The 22,580-nt window shown below is 57.5% G+C and carries 11 protein-coding genes; 9 read left to right on the top strand and 2 right to left on the bottom strand.

What is annotated here, in order from left to right:
* The first annotated feature begins 355 nt into the window (after positions 1–355).
* The 7 genes from FIV46_RS09860 (at position 356) to FIV46_RS09830 (ending at position 15,604) form a co-directional block, all read left to right on the top strand.
* A complete protein-coding gene (locus FIV46_RS09860) occupies positions 356–6,400 on the top strand; it encodes a tandem-95 repeat protein (RefSeq protein WP_139940758.1) in 6,045 nt (2,014 codons plus the stop codon).
* Between the two features lie 107 nt (positions 6,401–6,507).
* Complete coding sequence (locus FIV46_RS09855; protein ID WP_139940757.1) at positions 6,508–8,829, top strand: efflux RND transporter permease subunit; 2,322 nt, start codon at positions 6,508–6,510, stop codon at positions 8,827–8,829.
* Entirely contained in the window at positions 8,816–9,634 is an 819-nt protein-coding gene (locus FIV46_RS09850) for an outer membrane lipoprotein-sorting protein (protein ID WP_219846062.1), read from the top strand. The genes FIV46_RS09855 and FIV46_RS09850 overlap by 14 nt, the downstream gene beginning before the upstream one ends.
* Before the next feature lie 274 nt (positions 9,635–9,908).
* Positions 9,909–11,735, top strand: a complete 1,827-nt coding sequence (locus FIV46_RS09845; RefSeq protein WP_181163174.1) for an AMIN domain-containing protein — start codon at positions 9,909–9,911, stop codon at positions 11,733–11,735.
* Positions 11,736–11,892: 157 nt separating this feature from the next.
* Positions 11,893–12,564, top strand: coding sequence for a hypothetical protein (locus FIV46_RS09840; RefSeq protein ID WP_219846061.1), 672 nt, complete (start codon positions 11,893–11,895; stop codon positions 12,562–12,564).
* Positions 12,565–12,691: 127 nt separating this feature from the next.
* Positions 12,692–14,209 carry a YifB family Mg chelatase-like AAA ATPase gene (locus FIV46_RS09835; RefSeq protein WP_139940754.1) on the top strand — a complete coding sequence of 506 codons (1,518 nt, stop codon included), beginning with the start codon at positions 12,692–12,694 and terminating at the stop codon, positions 14,207–14,209.
* A 33-nt stretch (positions 14,210–14,242) separates the two neighbouring features.
* A complete protein-coding gene (locus FIV46_RS09830; RefSeq protein ID WP_139940753.1) occupies positions 14,243–15,604 on the top strand; it encodes an AmpG family muropeptide MFS transporter in 1,362 nt (453 codons plus the stop codon).
* A 2-nt stretch (positions 15,605–15,606) separates the two neighbouring features.
* Here FIV46_RS09830 and FIV46_RS09825 read toward each other — a convergent pair whose 3' ends face one another.
* Entirely contained in the window at positions 15,607–16,101 is a 495-nt protein-coding gene (locus FIV46_RS09825) for a hypothetical protein (RefSeq protein ID WP_139940752.1), read from the bottom strand.
* 216 nt (positions 16,102–16,317) lie between these two features.
* Between FIV46_RS09825 and FIV46_RS09820 the strand changes: the two genes are divergently transcribed.
* On the top strand, positions 16,318–17,169 hold the full coding sequence (locus FIV46_RS09820) for a GNAT family N-acetyltransferase (protein ID WP_139940751.1): 852 nt from the start codon (positions 16,318–16,320) through the stop codon (positions 17,167–17,169).
* Between the two features lie 60 nt (positions 17,170–17,229).
* Here the strand turns inward: FIV46_RS09820 and FIV46_RS09815 are convergent, their stop codons facing one another.
* Positions 17,230–19,518, bottom strand: a complete 2,289-nt coding sequence (locus FIV46_RS09815; RefSeq protein ID WP_139940750.1) for an NADP-dependent malic enzyme — start codon at positions 19,516–19,518, stop codon at positions 17,230–17,232.
* 305 nt (positions 19,519–19,823) lie between these two features.
* Here FIV46_RS09815 and mutS point away from each other — a divergent pair, with 305 nt between their 5' ends.
* The gene (mutS, locus tag FIV46_RS09810; protein WP_219846060.1) at positions 19,824–22,580 is read left to right on the top strand and encodes a DNA mismatch repair protein MutS; all 2,757 of its coding nucleotides are present in this window, start codon (positions 19,824–19,826) and stop codon (positions 22,578–22,580) included.

The raw sequence follows: 22,580 nt of genomic DNA, 5'->3' as shown, positions 1-22,580 counted from the left end.
GGGACAATAACTGAAACCTGGGGTGCCCGGAGGAAACCGGATTTCATTTGTCCTGTGATGATTTAGATAACCCTATTGCGTTGAATAATGGTTAATAACCGCGCCCTTATTTGTTTTTGTTTCAAATTTTATGAGTATTTTATCTTTTTCATCTCCTATCAGATTGATTTTTAATGATATTTTACCGATTTGTTATCGATCTGTTAACCATATGTGGAAAGGTTTTCTTCACCACTTTTTGCTAACTTTAAAGACGGGTCTGAACAGGATGTGCCGGTTCATGCCCTGTATCTACGTGCATTTATGGATTTTATGCGCCGTTCACAAAGCTGATTGTCGGTACTGGAGTTAGAAAATGTCCACTGGTGAGTCTGGAAATAACAGTTCAAAGGCTTTCGATATCGAACTGGATCCCGTCCTGCAGGGCGCGGATCAGGTAAAAAAGACCGAACGTCCCCGCGTTTCCATGGGGGAGGACAGTGACGAGGGTACCCAGGATACTCATACGCGCTCCAACATTCATCTGGGCGGTGACCAGACCGAGGGGTCAGGCTTTCCGGAACAGCACGGCATCACTGACGACCAGGCGGCCGCACAGGAAGAAGGACAGGGTGCTCCTTCTCCCCTGCATTCGTTCCTGAGCAGGGTCAGTTCCCTGGTTTCCAGGGGTGAGCCCGCCCAGGAAACCCAGGTTGACATGGACGATGACAGCGCGCGCAAGGAACCGACATTTTCCTCCGGTACGACGGCGGCGCCGCTTGATCTGGAAGGCATGGAAAATGCCCCGACCATCGAGACGCCGCTCAACAAGCTCAGCAACGAACTTTATGAAGAAATTTTGGGTGCAACCCCGGAATTTGAAAATCGGCCAGCTGTACCTGAAGAGCAAGTTTTTGCTTCTGATGAAAATGAAGGTGCAGAAGGTGATGCTTCCGATGAGGCGCCTCAGGAGGCTGCCCCGGAAAACAATGCTTCGGCAGACAGTGGAACAACCGGCGCTGACAACGAACTGCCCGTCGCAGAAGACGACAGTTTTGACAGCGATGAAGATGCCACCGTTTCTCTTGACGTCCTGGCCAACGACACGGCCCCGGGCGGCGGGCAGCTCGTCATTTCCGGTGTCGAACTCGCAGAGGGCGCCGGTGCCGTCACCCATGACGGTCAAAAGGTTATTTTCAATCCCGGCAGCTCATACGATTACCTTGGCGATGGGGAAAGCGAGACTGTCACCATTGCTTACACCGTGCGCGACCGCAACGGGCAAAGCGATACGGCGACCGCTACACTCACTATAACCGGCAACAATGATGCGCCGGTGGATATCGCCCTGTCCGATAACAGCCTGTTTGAAAATGATGAGGGTGCGACCGTCGGCACCCTGTCTACCAGCGATCCCGATGCGAGCGACAGCCACAGCTATACGGTCAGCGATGACCGGTTCGAAGTGGTGGACGGCTCCCTGAAGCTGAAGGACGGTGTAAGCCTGGATCACGAAGCGGAAGATAGCGTAACGGTTACCGTTACGTCGCGGGATTCCGGCGGTGCTGAAGTCAGCAGGGACTTTGTACTGAGTGTGGCTGATCTGGAAGAGACGCCGGTCGATGACGGCGAAACCGTCAATGCCGGTGAAGACATACTGGCGGGCGACGAAACCACCGGTGAAGACGGCACGGCTGACGGGGGAGGTGCGGAAGAACCTGGGGTTGCCGCGAACCATGCTCCCGAGGCTGGTGCGGTTGATCTGGGGGCGACCGATGAGGATACGTCACTCACTTTCAGTGCTGACGATCTCCTGGCCAATGCTTCCGATCTTGACGGTGATGTGTTGGCAGTGATCGATGTGACTGTTGATCCGGTCTACGGGACGCTTGCTGACAACGGGGATGATACCTGGACTTTCACCCCGGCCGAGAACTTCAATGGCGCCGATGTGCCGTTCAATTTCGAAGTGACCGACGGCACCGATTTTGTCTCCTCCACGGCATCTCTGGATGTGATTGCCGTCAATGACGGCCCGGTGGCTGCAGAGAGCGAAGCTGTGACCGGAGAAAATGTGATCCTTCATGACCAGCTCCACGCTACCGACGTGGATGGTGATGAGGTGACCTACAGCCTGGTCAGTGGTCCGGAATCCGGCAGTGTCACCGTCAATGCCGACGGTAGCTACAGCTTTGATCCGGGCACTGATTTTGATGATCTGGCCGAGGGCGAGGAACGCGCGGTGAGCTTCGAGTTCGAGGTGTCCGACGGTAACGGCAGCAGCGACGTGGCCGGCATGGACATTACCGTGACCGGCGCCAATGACGGTCCTGTCGCGGAAGCGGTCGATCTCGGCGCTATTGACGAGGATACGTCAATGACTTTCTCTGCCGAGGACCTGCTGGCCAATGCGTCCGATGTCGATGGCGATATTCTGGCGGTCACCGAGGTAAATGTGGACGAGCAATATGGCTCCCTGACCGATAACGGCGACGGCACCTGGACTTTCACCCCGGCCGAAAACTTCAATGGTACCGACGTACCCTTCAATTTTGAAGTAACCGACGGAACTGACTTTGTGTCCACAACGGCCTCGCTGGATGTGATTGCTGTGAATGATGGACCGCAGGTAGATGCGTTGGCATCGCCTGAATTGTCTACTACGGAAGACACAGCCATTGTCATTCAGCCCGCAGACTTGCTGGCGAATGCTTCCGACGCGGATGGGGATGTCCTGTCCGTAACAAACCTGCGGATCGGGAATCAGGATACCGATATCCCGGTGACCCTGAAAATTTCCGGCGACCATTATGATCCGAACAATGTCGAGGATGTGGGCGTTGGCTCTCCTGAATTCGAGATCTATGTCAACGGCGAACTGGTTGAGGTGAATGGAGAAACCCGCTTTGATGTGACCGCTGAGCGCGGCGACTGGGAGTATTTCAGTTTCGATCTGCCTGCGGGCACCGAAGTTGACTCCATAGATGTGCGCTTTGTCAATGATGCCTGGGAAGGCACCGGGGACAGGGATGGGGACGGTGTAGCCGGTGAAGACAGAAACCTGATTGTCGACAAGATCAACGTGGGCGGCACCCAGGACGGTAACGGCGGCTTTGTCGGCGGCGTGACCCTGGAGGCCGAGGACGCCAGCTACGCCCGCTCTTCAGATGTGATCGATGGGCGCGAGACCATGGCCTGGTCCGGCTCCCTGCAGTTTGACATGTCAGATGTGCCGGTTGCTGATTACAGCGCCCTGGCGCCCAATGCGGACGGCAGCTGGACCTTCCAGCCGGGCGCCGACTTCAACGGCGAACTGTCCATGACCTATGACGTGGTGGATGGTAACGGCGGCGTTACAGAGGCGACAGCTACCCTGACAGTGACGGCTGACAATGATGCTCCGGTCATTACTGTCTCGATTGATGGGAACGCTCCGGTAAGCGTGGACACCAATACAGTTGTTCTGAATGTGGACGGTAGGTCCGGGCAGCTTGGTGACAATGTGACAATCGAAGGATTTTCCACTGACGGGAGTGCGGCACGACTGCAGACGTCCGGGGATGGGATCGGCATCCAGGGCGAGCGCATCGACACACAAATCGACTATGATCCCGCCACTGGCAACAGTGAACAGCTGGTGCTGACCTTTGACAATCCGGTGACGGATGTTGGTCTGGTGACGGATCGCCAGATTGAAAATGAATTTCCCGGCGGAGAGCAGGGCAAATGGACAGCCTATGACGCGGACGGCAACGAAATTGCCAGCGGTAGCCTGACCCCCGAAACCGGTACAAGGCTGAGTGGCAGCAGTTTCTCCTATGATCTTGAAACCGGCGATGTCCCGGTGGCGAAGATTGTGGTCGAGGCTACTGATGCGACCGGCCAGTCCTCCGGCGATAATTCCGAGTTTACGGTAAAGTCCGTTTCCTACACAGAGGCGCCGGATGTGCTGTCCGATGGCGCGCAGCTGGTAACGTCTGTTGCCGAAGGCGCACCGGACGGTACGGAAGCGGCGACCATTTCGGCAACCGATATCGACGGTGATGCATTGACCTATGCCATCACGGCCGGTAACGACGATGGCGCCTTTGCCATCGATCCCCAGAGCGGTGAAGTGACGGTCGCGGATGGCAGTCTGCTTGATCACGACACCCAGGCTTCACGCAGCCTGACCATTGAGGTGTCTGATGGCAATGGTGGTTCTGACACTGCTGAACTCGTGGTCAATATTGACGATGTCAATGAGAGCCCGGTCGCGGCGGCGGACAGTTTTGCCGGTACCGAAGACCAGGCGATTGCGGGTAATGTCCTGACTAACGATACGGATGTCGACGGTGATGCACTCTCTGTGGTGGCGGAGACGATCGAAACCGCAAATGGCGGCGCCGTGGAGATCGCAACTGACGGCTCATTTACCTATACGCCGGCGGAAGACTTCCACGGGGAAGACAGCTTCAGTTATACTCTGAGCGACGGCTCCCTGACCGACAGCGGTACGGTGACCCTTACTGTGGCGCCGGACAATGACGGTCCGGTGGTGGGCTCGGTGGACCTTGGCGCAACAAACGAGGACACCTCAATCACCTTCAGCGCCGATCAGCTTCTTGCCAACGCGTCCGACGTGGATGGCGACAGCTTGTCAGTCAGCAGCGTCAGCGTCGACCCGGCGTTCGGGACAGTTTCCGATAACGGGGACGGTACCTGGACATTTGAGCCGAAAGCGGATTTCTCGGGCGATGAGGTTCCTGTCAGTTTCGACGTCACCGACGGTACCGAGACCGTGTCCTCCACCGCGTCCATCGATGTGACGGCTGTGGCCGACGTGCCGGAAATGCAGATGTCCAGCACACTGGTTCTGGATCCGGACCACGGGAACTATGATATTCCCGCTGACGGCGTGATCAGCATTGACGTTTCCTATTTTGGCGTCGACGCCGGGTACAACAACTCACACGGCTTTTATGTTGCCGATGCGGACGGCAACCCGATTGGCGGCGCGATCATTCAGGACAATGTGAAGGATGGCGATGACAAGACCGTCACGATTGACACCTCCGACTATGAAGGTGGGGTCACGCTCGGGTTCTTTATCATTCCGGACGGGGACAGGCAGAATTCTGCTCTTGCCGACGGTGACCAAGTTACTTTCGACAATATCGACGGCGTCTGGACACCCATGGTGGATGGCCAGCCCCTGAGCGGCAGGAGTGCGCCGGCTTATTTCAGCGATCAAAGCCTGAATCCGGACGGTTACGATCACTTCTCGGACTCCGCTTCAGCAGGGAACCAGAACTGGGAGGACCTCTATGGTGGCGGCGACGGAGACTATACCGACGTCAATACCCAGGTGGATGTTTCTATCACACCGGACCAGCCGCAATCGGTAACTGCCGATGTGGGCAGTGCGAGCGCTCTTCCCCGGATTAGCATCGGGGCCGGCGACTTCGACGGATCAGAAAGCCTGGCGGTTAGCATCTCTGCCATTCCCGAGGGTGCGGTGCTGAGTGACGGTGCCAACAGCTTTACCGCCACAGCGGAAAACGGCAGTGTGGACATCAGTGGTTGGGATCTGGACAATTTGACCGTTCAGCCGGCCACCGGTTCTGACGATTTTGCCCTTCAGGTAACAACCACTTCGACGGATGGGGTCGGTGGTGATTCAGCCTCGACCACCCAGGCCATCAATGTTGAAATCGCCGATCAGATGCTGGAAGGCACCGCTGGCGCCCAGGATATTCAGGGGGCGGGTGGCGATGATACGCTGCAATATAACGCCGACAGTACCTGGTCCGGCTATGCGGCCCACAACGTGGAAACGGGCGAAAATGTCTCCCTCAGCGGCTACAACCGGTCCAGCGATGTGTTTGACGGCGGCAGTGGTCATGACGTGCTGCAGGGCACCGATGGCGATGACGCCCTGTTCCTGGATGACGGCATCAGTGACTTTGCCACCGGTGAACAGGCTCGTATCCAGAATATCGAGGAAATCCACATGGGTGGTGGTGACGATATTCTCGACATGACATCCAGCAAATATACCTATGACGAGGGTGTGAGCGTTGATGGCGGCGAGGGTAATGACACACTCTGGACCTCCACCGGCGACGATACACTGACCGGCGGGGCTGGTAACGACACCATGTTTGGCGGCGACGGCAATGACATGTTCATTTTCGGCCCCAATGACGGGTCTGACACCGCTTCAGGCGGCGCCGGCTGGACCGATACCATCGAGCTGAGCGGCTTTGGCGGCAGCGCTGCCGAACAGGGCTGGACCCTGACCCTGGACAATGGTGACTCGATTCAGTCCGTCGACAATGCTTCCGGCGAAATGCTGCTTAGCGACGATTCTGCCGGCACCATCGTTTTCGATGATGGCGGCGAGGTCGCCTTCGACGGTATCGAAAAAATTGTATGGTAGACGTTCAGTATTTTTACTGGATAATAACCTTAATTCAATTATGCTCCCTGAAACAGCAAGGCAGGTCAGACAACTGACTACCGGACCGGTTTTGGGGAGTATACGATATGTCGGACAAATATATTATATCCTATGGCAGGTTTATCGTCCGCTGGCGCTGGATTGTGGCTTTCCTGTGCCTCCTGTTGGCCGGCCTCGTAGGGGCCGGCGTAACCAAGCTGGGCTTTAATACCGACTACCGGATTTTTTTCGGCCCGGATAACCCGCAGCTTGCCACCCAGGATGACCTGGAAGCCAACTATTCCAAAGTCGACTTGGTGACGATCGGCCTCTATTCCTCTGAAAAGAGCGTTTTTTCGCGGCAGATGCTTGGCATCATCAAGGATGTGACCGAGCAGGCCTGGACCTTTCCAGCCGTCAGCCGGGTGGACAGCCTGACCAACTTTCAGCATACCGAAGCTGAGGGCGACGACCTTTATGTGGATGACCTGGTCAGGGATGCCGCCGATCTCACGGACGCAGATCTGGAAAAAATCCGCGCTATTGCCTTGAACGAACCGTCCCTGGTCAACCGGCTGGTGTCGGAAGACGGCCGGACAACGCAAATCATGGTCACGGTCCAGCCTGCCGATACCCAGCCCGATACCCTGAAGAAGATCGTCGCACCGATCCGCGCCATGGCGGCGCAGATTGAAAAGGACCATCCGGATGTTGAAGTTGCCCTTTCGGGCACGGTGGTGATGTCGCTGTCCATGTCTGAAGCGTCGGAAGCGGATTCGGAAACACTGATTCCCGTGATGTTCGCAGTCATTGCACTCACGCTGCTGATCTTCCTGCGCTCGGTCTCCGGCATGGTCATCAGCATGGTTGTGGTCTTTTCCTCGGTGCTTTTTGCCCTCGGTCTGACCGGGCATTATGGCTTCTATCTCAATGTTGCTTCAGCCGCCTCGCCGGTGATCATTGTCACAATCGCCGTGGCTGACACTATTCATCTTCTGGCGACATTCTACGTCCATATGCGGCGCGGCATGGCCAAAAAGGACGCTGTTGTCGAAAGTCTGCGGATCAATTTCCAGCCGGTGTTCATAACTTCGGTCACCACGGCCATCGGGTTTCTGAGCCTGAATTTCAATGACAGTCCGCCTTTCAACCATCTCGGCAATATTTCGGCCATCGGGGTTTTTGCAGCCTGGTTTTTCGCCATCACCCTGCTGCCGTCGCTTCTGGCAATTTTGCCAACGGGCCCCCTGGGCGAAACCAGGCGGGAGCATATCGTACTGGAAAACTATGTGGAGTGGGTGATTGAGCGGCGCAACACCATTCTGGTGGGCATGATCGTGTCCTGTGTTGCGGTGGCCGCATTCATTCCCCGGCTTGAATATTATGATAATTTCATCTCCTTCTTTTCCAAGAATGTTGAATTCCGCAAGGACTCCGAGTTCATGCTCGATAACCTGGTCGGCCCCTACACCATGGAACTCTCCGTCTCCTCCGGAGAGGAAGGCGGGATTGCAAATCCCGACTATATGAAGCAACTGCAGGAATTTACCGACTGGTTGGAAGCCCAGCCCGAAGTGGTCCATGTCTTCTCCATTGTTGATGTCATGAAGCGGCTCAACAAAAACATGCACGGCGATGATCCCGCCTGGTATAAATTGCCTGAAGAGCGCAATCTGGCGGCCCAGTATCTTCTTCTCTATGAAATGTCCTTGCCCTACGGCCTTGACCTCAACAATCAGATCGATATCGGCAAGTCGGCAACCCGGGTGACGGCAAGCCTGGGCGATGTGAACACGACGGACATGAAGGCGCTGACAGAGCGGACCAGGGAATGGTTTGACGCCCGGCAGGGCGAGGGCCGCATCATGACGCCGGGCGGCACCAGTCCGGGGATTATCTTTGCTTACCTGACCCGCCGGACCTTTGACAGCATGATGGTCGGGACGGGGGTGGCCTTTGTGCTGATTTCCCTGTGCCTGGTCGCGGCGCTACGCAGTTTCAGGCTGGGACTGATCAGTATTGTACCCAACGTATTGCCGGCTGTCGCGGCCTTTGGCCTCTGGGCGATCATTGACGGCAGGCTGGGGATTTTTGCCTCCGCTGTGACCGCGACCGCGCTCGGCCTGATTGTGGATTGTACCGTGCATTTTCTCAGTAAATACCGGCGGGGCAGCCTCGAGAAAGGATTGGGTCCGGAGGATTCCGTACGCTACGCTTTTGCCATGGTCGGTTCCCCCTTGTGGATCTCTTCGCTGGTTCTTATCTGTGGATTTGTGACCTTGGGATTCTCCGACTATCTTATCAATGCGAAGATGGGGCTCCTGACGGCGCTGATCATTGCCGTGGCGCTGGTGACCGACTTCCTGCTGCTGCCGACCATACTGTTGTTTGTTGACAAAAAAGGATCGAAAAAAGATGCAAATGCCTAAAGCTGCCGCTTTCCTCTCCCTCCTTTTGCTGGCGGGCCTTCCCGGCCTGTCCGCGCCGGCCATGGCCGAGACAGCGGAAGAAAAAGGACTGGCGATTGCCGAAGAAATGGATCGCCGCGATCTGGGCTATGGCGACAGCGTTACCGAACTGGAAATGATCCTGACCAACAGGCAGGGCAAGACCAGCATGCGCTATCTCAAAATCAAAACCCTCGAGGTCGAGGATCGGGATCTGGGCGACAAATCACTAGTAATTTTCGACCGGCCGCCGGATGTCAAAGGTACTGTGCTGCTGACCCATTCCAAGATCCTCGAGCCGGACGACCAGTGGATTTATTTTCCGGCGCTGGGCCAGAAGGGCCGTATCAAGCGCATCGACAGCCGCAGCAAGTCCGGCCCGTTCATGGGCAGCGAATTTTCCTACGAGGACATGTCCTCCCGCGAAGTGGGGAAATACAGCTACAAATGGCTACGGGACGAAGCCTGCGGCAGCATGACCTGCCATGTGGTGGAATCCTATCCGCTTTATGAAGGATCCGGCTATACCAAGATTATTTCCTGGATTGATACGGATGAATATCGAGTCCATAAGATCGAATTTTTCAATCGCGGCGGGGCTCACTTCAAAACCCTGATTATGAGCAAGTACCAGAAATATCTGGACAAATATTGGCGCGCCCACGAGCTTTACATGGTTAACAAGCTGACCGGTAAAACCACACGCCTGCTCATGAGTCGCTATGATTTTCAGCAGGGGCTGGAAGATATCGACTTTACCAAGTCCCGAATGAAGACGGCGAAGTAACATTCGAAACCCCTTATTTCCTGCGAGATTCCCGGCATTTGCTAAAAAATGCCGGACTTTCCCCTTTATTTATGGTTGCTGTCCGCTAATCTTGTCTCTGAATTATGGTTAATGCCGGATTAACCTTAAGGAACTGAGCAGGTTGAGGAAGAAAGCTCACAAGTTTATTTAAATACCTCGAAAGAACTATTTAAATATGCTGAGTTTTTATCTCCTTCTACATTTGTTTCTGCAAAAGTTTCCGAGAATCAATGATAAAAAGACGGGGTTATTCGTGCGCAAGACCGATACTGGAAACGGAAAAGCAAATGCCGTACTGAAACGGCGTTTGGGCCGCAGCACCGCTGTCGCCGCTCTGTCATTGACGGCCGCCCTTAGCGGTACGACGGCCGACGCGGAAGTCCTGGCGGTCCGTTCCGGCAAACATCCCGACATGACCCGTCTTGTGGTGGACCTCAGCCAGCAGGCGCCCTATGCGGTCAGCTATCTGGAGGGTCCGCGCCGCATTATCATTGAGCTGAAAGACAAGGCCGGCGAGCCGATTACACCGGCCCTGACCGAACGGGCCGAGGCAGTGGGCCTGCTGAAGGACGTTGAGGTCCGCAACCTGGAGGACAGTTTCCGTCTCGAAATCACCCTGCGCCGCCCGGCCACGGTGTCGCGCACCTTCGGCCTGCGGGCAGTGGACGGCCGTCCGCACCGCCTCGTGTTCGACCTGTTGCCGGTGAGCGAGGCGGAATGGTCACGCCAGGTTCTGGCCAGCCAGCCACCAGCCCCTGAACCGGAACCTGTCCCGGAACCGGAGCCCGTTCCGGAGATGCCGGCCGAACCGGCGCCCGTGGCCGAGCCGGTGCCGGAAGCGGAGCCCATGGAAGAGCCGTCCCCCTTTGCGGCAGAAATGGCCCCCATGGCCGAGGAACAATATAACGAAACCGTCTATGAAGACGAATATAACGGGTTTGACTTTTCCGGCTATGTGGAGGCCGAGGGCCGGGTTTATCCCCAGACCTCCTTCTATCCGGAACCGGAAGACTGGACCCTGTCCGTGGCGGCGGAGCCGCGGCTGGAATATGTCTCCGAAGACGGCAACCATATTTTCGTCGCCGACCTGTTCGGCCGCCTGGACGCCCAGGATGACGACCGCAGTCATTTCGACGTCCGGGAATTCAAATGGCTGGGCGTGTTTGACAAACTGACAGTTACAGCCGGGGTCAATACGGTCTTCTGGGGCGTCACCGAATCCAATCACCTGGTGGATATCTTGAACCAGGATGACTTCCTTGAGGATGTGGACCAGGAAGACAAGCTGGGCCAGCCCATGCTGAGCCTGAGCTACACCACCGAGGTGGGTACCTTCTCCGGCTATCTGATGACCTATTTCCGGGAGCGCAAATTCCCGGGCGCCGGCGGACGTTTGCGCATGCCGCTGCCGGTGGATTATGACCAGACGATGTATCAGTCCGGTGACGAGGAATGGCATCCGGACTGGGCGATCCGCTGGTCCCATGTGATCGGCGACTTTGACCTCGGGCTCTATCATTTCCAGGGCACCGCCCGTGATCCCGAATTTATGCTCGGGCTGGACGGGGCCGGCAATATGGTGCTGATCCCCTATTATCGCCAGATCCACCAGACCGGCTTCGATATCCAGGCGACCCGCGGCGGCTTCCTGTGGAAATTCGAGGGCATTTACCAGACCAACAACGGCACGGCAGCCTGGGGCGATGACTTCTGGGCCTTTGCCGGCGGCCTGGAATATACTTTCTATGGCCTCGGCGGCGGCTATTCCGACCTCGGCGTGCTGGTGGAATACAATTATGACGACCGCGGCGACCTGGCCACCAGTTTCCTTGAGGACGACCTGTTTGTCGGCCTGCGCTGGACCGCCAACGACGAGCAGAGCACCGAGCTGCTGGTCGGCGCCATCTTCGACATGAACACCTCCGCCAAGCTGCTTAACATTGAAGGCAGCCGGCGGATCGGCGACTTCTGGAAGGTCAGCCTGGACGCCCGGCTGTTCCTGAATGTGCCCGTGGCCGACCCCATTTATGGCTTGTCGCAGGACGATTTCATCCAGCTTCGGGTGGCCCGCTATTTCTGATTTTTCCGGGTTTTGGGCGACTCCCGCCGGTGAACATCACGATTTGGTGAAAAGCTCCGATTTTTTGTGCAACAATATTGCCTTTCCCGGCAAAAATGTATAAAATCCCCACATTCCCAGATTAGAGGCATTCATGAGGAAAAAACGGAATATCACAGTGACGGAAAAACTGACCGGCCTGGCCATCGCCATGCTGCTGGTTGGTGGTCTGTCATCTGTGGCAGGTTCCGTGCTGAATACCAAGGAAACCCGCAGGGACTTCGAGTTCGTCGGCATGAATGAAGCTGTTGATCCTGTCATTCGGGTCGAGGTGGTCGCCGGCGACGACTTTGTCTTCCACGCCCGGCAGTTTATGGATGAGCGCAGTGCGGCTGCACTGGAGCGGTCGGTGGAGATCACTCTCGAGCAGGTCGAAAAAGTCATGAGCCTTCATGAGGATCGCCTGGCCGATCTGGAAGAATCCCTGGCGGAAGTCGAGGAGATGGAGCGTATTCCGGAAGCCCTGCGCGAAGAGATGAGGGTGGAGATCTCCCTTGAAATTCATCGCGCCGAGCGTGAAGTTCGCCGGGTGGTGAGGGAAGCGGAACGCCTGCATGCGGAAAAAATCGCTGCCGCAGCGACCGCCCACGCAGAGAGCGTGGCAAGTTCGTTTAGCTCAAGGGCGGCTTCTGCGGCGGAAGTTGAGCCACTGCCGCCGGTCAGCCGCGCCCTGCCGTTGCCACCGATTTCTCCCGAGGCCCATGCTTGCAGCGATAAAGATAAAAAATCCAAGGAAAAGGGCAGCAAGGACGGCAAGGAAGGATTTCTGGAAGCCTTGTCCTACGTCTAGTTCCCACTTTTTTATTGTAATAAGTCATTGAAGTCCGGTTCCCGCCGGGCTTTTTTATTTCGCGGGTGTAAAATAAAAATATACACGCTATAGTTGTTTTCCTAAGGGATATATTCTTGGGGGAACAATGGTCGCTCACATCACAACCGTTGCATTTGTCGGTATCGAGGCCCGCCTGGTGGATGTCCAGGTGCAGGTCGCCAACGGCCTGCCGTCCTTTACCATTGTCGGCCTGCCGGACAAGGCGGTGGCGGAAAGCCGGGAACGGGTGCGCGCCGCGCTCGGCGCCATTGGCCTGTCCCTGCCGCCGAAACGGATTACTGTCAACCTGGCCCCGGCCGACCTGCCCAAGGAAGGCAGCCATTACGACCTGCCGATCGCCATGGGGGTGCTGGTGGCCATGGGCGCTATCGGCAGCGACATGACCGACGGCTATCTGGTGCTGGGCGAACTGGGCCTCGACGGCGGCTTGCAGGCGGTGCCCGGCGTGCTGCCTGCCGCCATGCGGGCCATGGAGGAAGAGCGCGGCCTGATCTGTCCCGCGGCCTGCGGCGGCGAGGCGGCCTGGGCCGGTGACCTGGACATCATCGCCGCCGACAGCTTGCTCAGCCTGATCAATCATCTCAAGGGATCGCAGCTGCTGGCGGCGCCGAAACCGGCGGTGGAGCATGATGACGCACACATCCCCGACCTCAGGGACATCAAGGGCCAGGAAAGTGCCAAGCGGGCGCTGGAGGTGGCGGCGGCGGGAAACCATAATCTCAATATGATCGGCCCGCCGGGCTCCGGCAAATCGATGCTGGCAGCTCGATTGCCCGGCATCCTGCCGCCCATGGATCCGGCGGAAATCCTGGAGGTGAGCATGATCGCCTCGGTGGCGGGCCTGCTCACTGGCGGCGGGATCACCCGGCGGCGGCCGTTCCGCAATCCCCATCATTCGGCTTCAATGGCGGCGTTGACCGGGGGCGGCTTCAAGGCCCGACCGGGCGAAGTCTCCCTGGCCCACCGAGGGGTGTTGTTCCTGGACGAATTGGCGGAATTCCAGCGTCCGGCGCTGGACAGCCTGCGCCAGCCGCTGGAAAGCGGGGAGGCGGTAGTGGCCCGGGCCAACATGCATGTGACCTATCCGGCACGCTTTCAGCTGATTTCCGCCATGAATCCCTGTCGCTGCGGCCATATTGACGATCCGGGCCGGGCCTGCAGCCGGGCCCCCAAATGCGCCAATGACTATCAGGCGAAAATCTCGGGCCCGCTGATGGACCGGATCGACATTCATATCGAGGTCCCGGCGGTGGGTGCGCTGGACCTGACCCTGCCGCCGCCGGCCGAGGGCTCTGAGGAAGTGGCCGCTCGGGTCGCCAATGCCCGCCATGTCCAGCGCGAACGCTATGCGGCCCTTGGTGTCGGCGAGCGGGTGCGCACCAATGCCGAGGCCGACGGGGAGGTGCTGGAACGGGTGGCCGAGCCGGATCCCGGCGGGCGGGAAATGCTGGCCCGGGCGGTGGAAATGATGAAGCTCACCGCCCGCGGCTATCACCGGGTGCTCCGGGTGGCGAGGACGCTGGCCGACCTTGACGGGGCCGACGGGATAGGCCAAAATCATATCGCCGAGGCGCTCAGTTACCGGCAGAAGAAAAGCTTTTAAAAAAAGAAACAACAATAGTCCGGATACCCGTCTGTGAATACATCCTCCCCTGACAAGCAAAGCTGGTGGGACGCCATCGAGATCTATCGCCGTCCGCGCCTGATCGGCATATTCAGTATGGCCCTAGGGACAGGGTTTCCGTTGACGATGATCTTGGCCACATTGACGCTATGGCTTGGCCAAGTTGGTGTGTCAGCCGCCGTCATTGGTACGTTTGCAGCGGTCAAAGTGCCTTATGCCATAAAGTTTCTCTGGTCTCCGCTAATAGACAACTTTGAGCTTCCTATTCTGGGTAAGTTGTTTGGTCGAAGAAGGTCTTGGCTTTTTGTCACACAGGCGATGTTGGTGACGGCTCTTGTTGTTCTGGGCGCCACGAATCCAGTGGAGGATATAACGCTTACATATATCGCGGCCATTTGTGTCGGGGTATGTGGTGCTTCTCAGGATATAGTAGTGGACGCCTACCGTATCGAGATTCTGAAAGACGAAGAACTGCCGGCGAGTGCGGCAATGTACCAGTATGGCTACCGTGTTGGGAACCTGATTGCAGGTTTGGGGGCGCTCTACTTTGCTGAACAATATAGTTGGCATGTTGCTTATTATGCCATGAGTTCACTGGTGTTGTTCGGGACAGCAGCTGCAATTTTCCTTGGGGAACCGGAGCTCAAAGGCGAGGAGCTAGTGCATGAAGAAGAAAAGAATATTTCCAAGTGGCTGGATATCACAGAAAAGTCCCCTTCTGTGTGGAAAATATTTGCTGAGAACCTCTATCTCAGTGTGGTTGTTCCGTTCAAGGAATTCCTGAGCAGACATGGGTGGTATTTAATATTGTTGTTCGTGCTCCTCTTGAAGGTTGGTGATGGCATGGCCTCTTCGATGACCTCCAAGATTATCGCCGACTTGGCATTTACTAATGGAGAAATCGCGTTTGCCAATAAGACCGTTGGCTTCTTTGCAACAATCGCGGGGGTTTTCGCTGGCGGTATTCTGATGAAAGTTGCAGGAACTTATCGCGGACTCTTCATTGCAACCCTGATCATGATGGTTTCCAACCTCAGTTTTGCTGTGTTGGCGGAAGTAGGACATAACGTACCACTTCTGGCCTTCACAATTGGTTTCGAGAATTTTTCCACCGGAGTGGGAGGAACACTGCTTATCGCTTATATGTCGGGGCTCTGTAATCTGGCTTACACGGCGACGCAGTATGCACTGCTTTCATCTTTCTCGAATGTCGGGTCTTCATTCCTGTCTATGCCTTCTGGATATTTATATGAGGGGCTGGGTCCGAGTAGTTTCTTCATTTTTACAACTGTCGCTGCTTTACCCGGGATAGTGCTTCTGCTCTGGATGCGCAAGCTGGGCTCCGTGTCCGAAGACCTCCGGGTCAAAAGCTGACCTCACATCTTTTTCGCCACCAGGCACAGCGGGTCGCGGCGGAAGCGGTCCTTCCAGTGCAATTTGAAGCCGTGCCGCTCCAGCAGGTAGAACAGCGAGCGCCGGCCGAACACATGTTTCTGGCCGGGCAGCGGGGCGGGGGCCTTGAGGCGGCTTTTCACCGGGCACAGGATCATCAGCATGCCGCCTGGCTTGAGGCTCAGGTAGCGTTCGCGAAAATACACATTCAGGTCTTCGGCAAACAGCGGCACATAAAGGCTGGCAATCCCGTCCAGATCCCGGTCTTCGGGGGAATAGCTTTTTTCCCCGGCGGGGCTTGTAAAGGCGCTTTCAATCCCAATATTGGTTCCGGTGCAGTAACGATGTAACTGTAATATACTTTTATCTGCGCTTCTCCTGTCGTAGGGAGAGGGTGTGCAAACGGGTGCTGTGGCGGGCAGATGTTCATAGCCGCAGAAGGCGCACAGAGACGCGCCGGTCTGGCTGTTTCTGGTCATTCGGGCGCCGCAGGCCGGACATGTTGTGGACATATTGACCATATACTGTTGTGCCATAGATCGGATTTGACCGATTGGTTACGCTTAATTTCCCTTTTATATGTAGAGAGTTAGGCGGAAAATGGAACAGATAATGTTAAAAACTTGGGTTTTTGCAAAAAAACTTTTACATTGCTGTCACGAAATTGACCCCTCCGGGGGTTATGTATCAGGGTTATGAAACTGGATAATATGAAAGCCAACGCCGAAAAGCTCAGATGGGACGAGAGTGATGACTCTCCGATTCTTGTGAAATCCGGCGTCTATGAAGTACGCCTCGCCCGCTCTGACGACGAGGTCGCCGCTGCCCAGGCCCTGCGCTACAAAGTCTTTTACGACGAGATGAAAGCCCAGCCCACGGACGCCATGCGCACCGTGTCCCGGGATTTTGACGACTTCGATAATGTCTGCGATCACCTGCTGGCGTTTGACACCAGCAAGAAAGGCGCGGACTCTGTGATCGCCACCTACCGCCTGCTGCGCGAGGAAAAGGTGGACAATGTGGAAGACTTCTATTCCTCCCAGGAATATGACCTCTCCAACCTGTTCTCCGACAAATTCCGCGAGGAAATGATCGGCGACCGCCAGCTGCTGGAGCTGGGCCGCAGCTGCGTGCATGCGGACTATCGCACCAATAATGTGATGCAGCTGATGTGGCGCGCCATCGCCCGCTATATCGACAAGCACAAGATTGCCTATCTGTTCGGCTGCGCCAGCCTGCCCGGCATCAACCCGGAAGAGATGAAGCTGCAGCTGAGCTACCTGTACAACAGCCACAAGACCCCGGACGATTACAATGTGCCGGCGGTGGATGCGCGCTACCAGAAAATGGATTTCATGACGCCCGAGGAATATGATGACCGCATGGCTCGCCGCGCTCTGGCGCCGCTGGTCAAGGGTTACCTGCGGCTCGGCTGCTTTATCGGCGACGGTGCGGTGATCGACGAGCAGTTCAACACCACCGACGTGTTTATCCTGCTGCCGGTCGACAGCATCCAGCGCCGCTACCTGGGGCTGTTCGATAATTAGGCTGTAAGGCAGAGAGAATAATCAAAGGCCCGCACTTGTTGCGGGCCTTTTTATTTGAGGTCAGCTGCCGGTTTTCTCCCGCACCATATTCACATTATGGGCCGCCAGCGCCGCCATGTTGATGATCTCGGACGCATAGGCGCCCATGGGCACGATCTGCACCGAGTGGCTGAGGCCGACCAGCATCGGGCCGATCACCGTGCCGCCGCCCATTTCCCGGAACAGCTTGGTGGAAATATTGGCCGAATGCATGCCCGGCATGATCAGCACATTGGCCGGGCCGCTCAGGCGGCAGAAGGGATATTTCTCCATGATCTCCGGGTTGAGCGCTACACCCGGGTGCATTTCGCCCTCATATTCGAAATCCACATTGCGGCCGTCGAGGATTTCCACCCCCTCACGGGAATGCTGGGCCAGGATGCCGCCTTCCGGGTTGCCGAAATTGGTATAGGACATCAGCGCCACCCGGGGCTCGACGCCGAAGTGGCGAACGATTTCCGCCGCATGTTCGGCGGTGTCGGCCATGTCTTCGGCGGTGGGCAGTTCATTGATGGCGGTATCGGCGACAAAAATGGTGCGGTCGCCCTTGACCATGATGCTGATGCCCATGGCTTTGCGGCCCGGGATCGGGTCGATCACTTTCACGATACTGTCCAGCGCCGCGGCATAATGGCGCACATGACCGGTGATCATGGCGTCGGCATCGCCCAGCGCCAGCATGCAGGCGCCGAATACATTACGGTCGGTCTGCACCAGGCGCATGCAGTCGCGGAACAGGTAGCCCTGGCGCTGCAGCTTCTGGAACAGGAATTCCGCATAGCGGTGGGTCTTGTCGCTGGCGCGGGCGTGATGAATTTCCACCTCGTCATTGCGGTCGTGGCCCATATGTTCCAGCAGGTCGCGGATTTTGTTCTCATGGCCGATCAGCACGGTCTTGCCGAAGCCGTTTTGTTCAAAGCCGAGCGCGGCGCGCAATACCGTTTCCTCGTCGCCTTCGGTAAAGACCACCCGCTTTGGATCCTGGTCCAGTTTATCATAGATCATCTGCAGGGTGCCGGTGGTCGGGCTGAGGCGGGCGGCCAGTTCCTTTTTATAGTCGCCCATGTCGATGATCGGCCGGCTGGCCACGCCACTATCCATGGCGGCTTGGGCCACGGCCGGGCTGATCGAGCTGATCAGGCGCGGGTCGAACGGGGCCGGGATGATATATTTGGGACCGTATTTGGGATGCTCGCCCTTGTAGGCGGAAGCCACTTCGTCAGGCACGTCCTCGCGCGCCAGCTCGGCGATCGCCCGGGCGGCGGCGATTTTCATCTCGTCATTGATGCGGGTGGCGCGCACATCCAGGGCGCCGCGGAAAATATAGGGGAAGCCGAGCACATTGTTGACCTGGTTCGGGTAGTCGGACCGGCCGGTGGCGACAATCGCGTCGGAACGCACGGTCTCCACTTCCTCCGGCGTGATTTCCGGGTCCGGGTTGGCCATGGCGAAAATGATCGGCTTGTCAGCCATATTCGCCACCATTTCCGGCGTTACCGCCCCCTTGACCGACAGGCCGAGGAAAATATCGGCGCCTTTCAGGGCCTCCTCCAGGGTCCGGGTATCGGTCATCACCGCATGGGCCGACTTCCACTGGTTCATGCCTTCCTTGCGGTCCTGGTAGATCACGCCCTTGCTGTCGCACATGATGACATTGTCATGGGGCACGCCCATGGCCTTGATCAGTTCGGTACAGGCGATGGCGGCGGCGCCGGCGCCATTGACCACCACCTTGGCTTCCCTGATGTCGCGCCCGGTCAGGTCCAGCGCATTGATGATGCCGGCGGCGCAGATGATGGCGGTGCCGTGCTGGTCGTCATGGAACACCGGTATGTCCATTTCCTCGCGCAGGCGCTGCTCGATGATGAAGCATTCCGGCGCCTTGATGTCTTCCAGATTGATGCCGCCGAAGCTGGGACCGAGACAGCGCACGCAATTGATGAACTCCTCCACATCCCTGCAGTCCACTTCCAGATCCATGGAGTCCACATCGGCGAACCGCTTGAACAGGACGGCTTTGCCTTCCATCACCGGCTTGGAGGCCAGCGGTCCCAGGTTGCCGAGGCCGAGAATGGCCGAGCCGTCGGAGATCACCGCCACCAGGTTGCCCTTGGCGGTATAGTCCCAGGCGGTGGAAGGATTGTCGGCAATGGCGCGCACCGGCGCCGCCACCCCGGGGGAGTAGGCCAGCGACAAGTCGCGCTGGGTGGCCATGGATTTGCTGGCAATGATTTCGATTTTGCCGGGACGTCCTGCGGAATGGTAATGCAGGGCTTCCTTGTCCCCAAACTGGGATTTTTTGTCCGTCATGATTTAACCCGTTTTTCAGTCTTGTTTCTCTAGCAGTCTTTGTCAGTCTTATCGCTTTTCCGGATCGATTTTTTTTGTTTCCCGTATCCCTGCGGGAATTGCTTTCCCGGAATGAAGGCGATAGAGTCTCATCCCTGATCCAATATGTAAAACAGGCCCGATGGATAACATGGACCCGTTTTATGAATAGAATGAAACGGTATTTAAATTACCTTTATGACAGCTATATTGAAATATTTTAACAAAAACAACCCAAAAATCTATTTGAAAATTATTTTTCACATTTTTCTCGAATGACCAGCACTATGGATAAAATGACGGCTGCAGAAGCGGATTCAACAAAAGACAAGGGGGCGTCCGGGAAAAAGACCGGCAAAAAAAACTCAAAGCCCGCCAAAGTCACGCCGATGATGGAGCAGTTCCTGGAAATCAAGGCGGCTCATCCCGACTATCTGCTGTTCTACCGGATGGGGGATTTTTACGAGCTGTTTTTCGACGATGCGGTCCAGGCCTCGGAAGCGCTGGACATCACCCTGACCAAGCGCGGCAAGCATGAGGACGAGGACATCCCCATGTGCGGGGTGCCGGTTCATGCGGCGGAGAGCTATCTTGCGCGCCTGATCCGTAAGGGCTTTAAGGTGGCGGTCTGCGAGCAGATGGAAGACCCGGCCGAGGCCAAGAAACGCGGCGCCAAGGCGGTAGTGAAACGGGATGTGATCCGGCTGGTGACGCCCGGTACCATTACCGAGGAAAACCTGCTCGACGCCCGCCAGCATAATTATCTGGCCGCCCTGTGCGTGATCCAGGGCAGCTACGCCCTGGCCTGGCTCGATATTTCCACCGGCGATTTCCACGTCAGCGCCATCGATCCCGCCAACCTGGATGCGGAACTGGCCCGGCTCAGGCCCGGCGAAGTGATCCTGCCCTCGGCCCTGCTGACCGACGAGAAAATCCATCATGTGCTGGAGGAATGGGCCGAGCGGCTCAGCCCCCAGGAAACCGACGGCTTTGACAGCCGTCTGGCGGAAAAGCGCCTGAAAAACTATTTCGGCGTCAGCGTGCTGGATGGGCTCGGCAGCTTCGGTCGGGCGGAAATGGCGGCCTGCGGCGCGTTGCTGGACTATGTCAGCGAAACCCAGAAGGGCAAAGCGCCGAAACTATCCCGCCCGGTGCCGGTGGGCGAAGACGCCACCATGATGATCGACGGGGCGACCCGGCGCAACCTGGAACTGAGCATCACCCTCGGCGGCGACAAAAAAGGCAGCTTGCTCAGCGTCCTCGACCGCACGGTAACCGGCGCCGGGGCGCGGCTGCTGGCGACCCGGCTCAGCGCGCCGCTGATGGATCCGGAGCTGATCAACCGCCGGCTCGACAAGGTTAGCTTTTTCCTCGAGGAGGAAGCCTTCCGCCGCCAGTGCCGGGAGGTGCTGAAAAAATGCCCGGACATGGAGCGCGCCCTGTCCCGCCTGTCGGTGGGCCGCGGCGGCCCGCGCGACCTGGCTGCCATTCGCGACGGGCTGGCCCAGGCCGATGACCTGAAGGATATGCTGCGCCGGGTTTGTGAGCGGCAGGCCCGGGAACAGATTTTGGCACCCCTCGAGCTGGACGAGATCATGGCCCATATGGGCACTCACCAGGAACTGGTAGACCTGTTGGCGCGGGCGCTGGCCGAAGAGCTGCCGACCATCATCCGCGACGGCAATTTTATCGCCACCGGCTTCCACGCCGAACTGGACGAGTTCCGCCAGTTGCGCGACCAGAGCCGGCAGATGATTGCGGCGCTGGAAAACGACTATCGGGACAAGACCGGCATCAGCGCCCTCAAGGTGCGGCATAATAATGTGCTCGGCTATTATATCGAGGTCACGGCGACCCATGCGGACAAGATGATGGCGCCGCCGCTGTCCGAGGAATTCATTCATCGCCAGACCCTGGCCAATGTGGTCCGCTTCAACAGTTCGGAACTGGCCCGGCTCGCCAGCAAGATCGGCCAGGCCGGGGCCCGTTCGCTGGAGCTGGAGCATGAACTGTTCGAACAACTGGTCGGCACGGTGCTGGCCGACTGGGAAGCCATCACCCTGGCGGCCCGTTCGCTGGCGCGGCTGGATGTGGCCTCATCTCTCGCGGAGCTCGCTGCCGGGCGCAACTATGTCCGGCCGAAAGTGGATGACAGCCTCACGTTCAATATCGAGGCCGGGCGTCATCCGGTGGTCGAGACCGCCCTGCAGAAGGAACAGCAGGGCCATTTCGTCGCTAACGACTGTGACCTCACCGGCGAAAACAAGCTGTGGCTGATCACCGGCCCCAACATGGCCGGTAAGAGTACCTTCCTGCGCCAGAATGCGCTGATCGCCATCATGGCCCAGATGGGCGGGTTCGTGCCGGCCCGTAGCGCCCATATCGGCGTGGTCGACCGCCTGTTCAGCCGGGTCGGCGCCAGCGATGACCTGGCCCGGGGCAGGTCCACCTTCATGGTGGAAATGGTGGAAACCGCGGCGATCCTCAACCAGTCCGGCGCGCGTTCGCTGGTGATCCTGGACGAGATCGGCCGGGGCACCGCCACCTACGACGGCCTGTCCATCGCCTGGGCCGCGGTGGAGCATCTGCATGAGGTGAACCGCTGCCGCGGCCTGTTCGCCACCCATTATCATGAAATGACCGCCCTGGCCTCGAAACTGGACAATTTATCCCTACATTATATGAAGGTCAGGGAGTGGGAAGGCGAGGTGGTCTTCCTCCATGAAGTGGGCCCCGGGGCGGCGGACCGCTCCTACGGTATCCAGGTCGCCAAACTGGCCGGACTGCCAACCGTGGTGATCAAGCGGGCCCGGCAGGTGCTGGACAGTCTGGAACAGGGCGGCCAGGGCGTCAGCAAGGGCCGGAACATGGATCTGGTGGCGGATGAATTACCGCTTTTTTCTGCTTTTCAATCGACCATGGAAACAGACAGGGCGACATCCTCGGAAGTAGAGGATATGCTGGACACGATAAATCCCGATGACCTGGCCCCCAGGGAAGCACTGGAGCTTCTCTACAGGCTCAAGGAATTGTCGGAAAAGTAA

This window comes from Emcibacter nanhaiensis, from assembly GCF_006385175.1.
GTDB classification, from domain to species: Bacteria; Pseudomonadota; Alphaproteobacteria; order Sphingomonadales; family Emcibacteraceae; genus Emcibacter; species Emcibacter nanhaiensis.
Note: the sequence above shows the minus strand (reverse complement) of the source record. Positions and strands in the feature narration are given on the sequence as shown.

Bases quoted from the DNA above. Each gene is read 5' to 3' on its own strand.
- FIV46_RS09815 (WP_139940750.1), bottom strand. From the start codon at position 19,518: ATGACGGACAAAAAATCCCAGTTTGGGGACAAGGAAGCCCTGCATTAC.
- FIV46_RS09825 (WP_139940752.1), bottom strand. From the start codon at position 16,101: ATGACCAGAAACAGCCAGACCGGCGCGTCTCTGTGCGCCTTCTGCGGC.
- mutS (WP_219846060.1), top strand. From the start codon at position 19,824: ATGGATAAAATGACGGCTGCAGAAGCGGATTCAACAAAAGACAAGGGG.
- FIV46_RS09820 (WP_139940751.1), top strand. From the start codon at position 16,318: ATGAAACTGGATAATATGAAAGCCAACGCCGAAAAGCTCAGATGGGAC.
- FIV46_RS09860 (WP_139940758.1), top strand. From the start codon at position 356: ATGTCCACTGGTGAGTCTGGAAATAACAGTTCAAAGGCTTTCGATATC.
- FIV46_RS09855 (WP_139940757.1), top strand. From the start codon at position 6,508: ATGTCGGACAAATATATTATATCCTATGGCAGGTTTATCGTCCGCTGG.
- FIV46_RS09850 (WP_219846062.1), top strand. From the start codon at position 8,816: ATGCAAATGCCTAAAGCTGCCGCTTTCCTCTCCCTCCTTTTGCTGGCG.
- FIV46_RS09835 (WP_139940754.1), top strand. From the start codon at position 12,692: ATGGTCGCTCACATCACAACCGTTGCATTTGTCGGTATCGAGGCCCGC.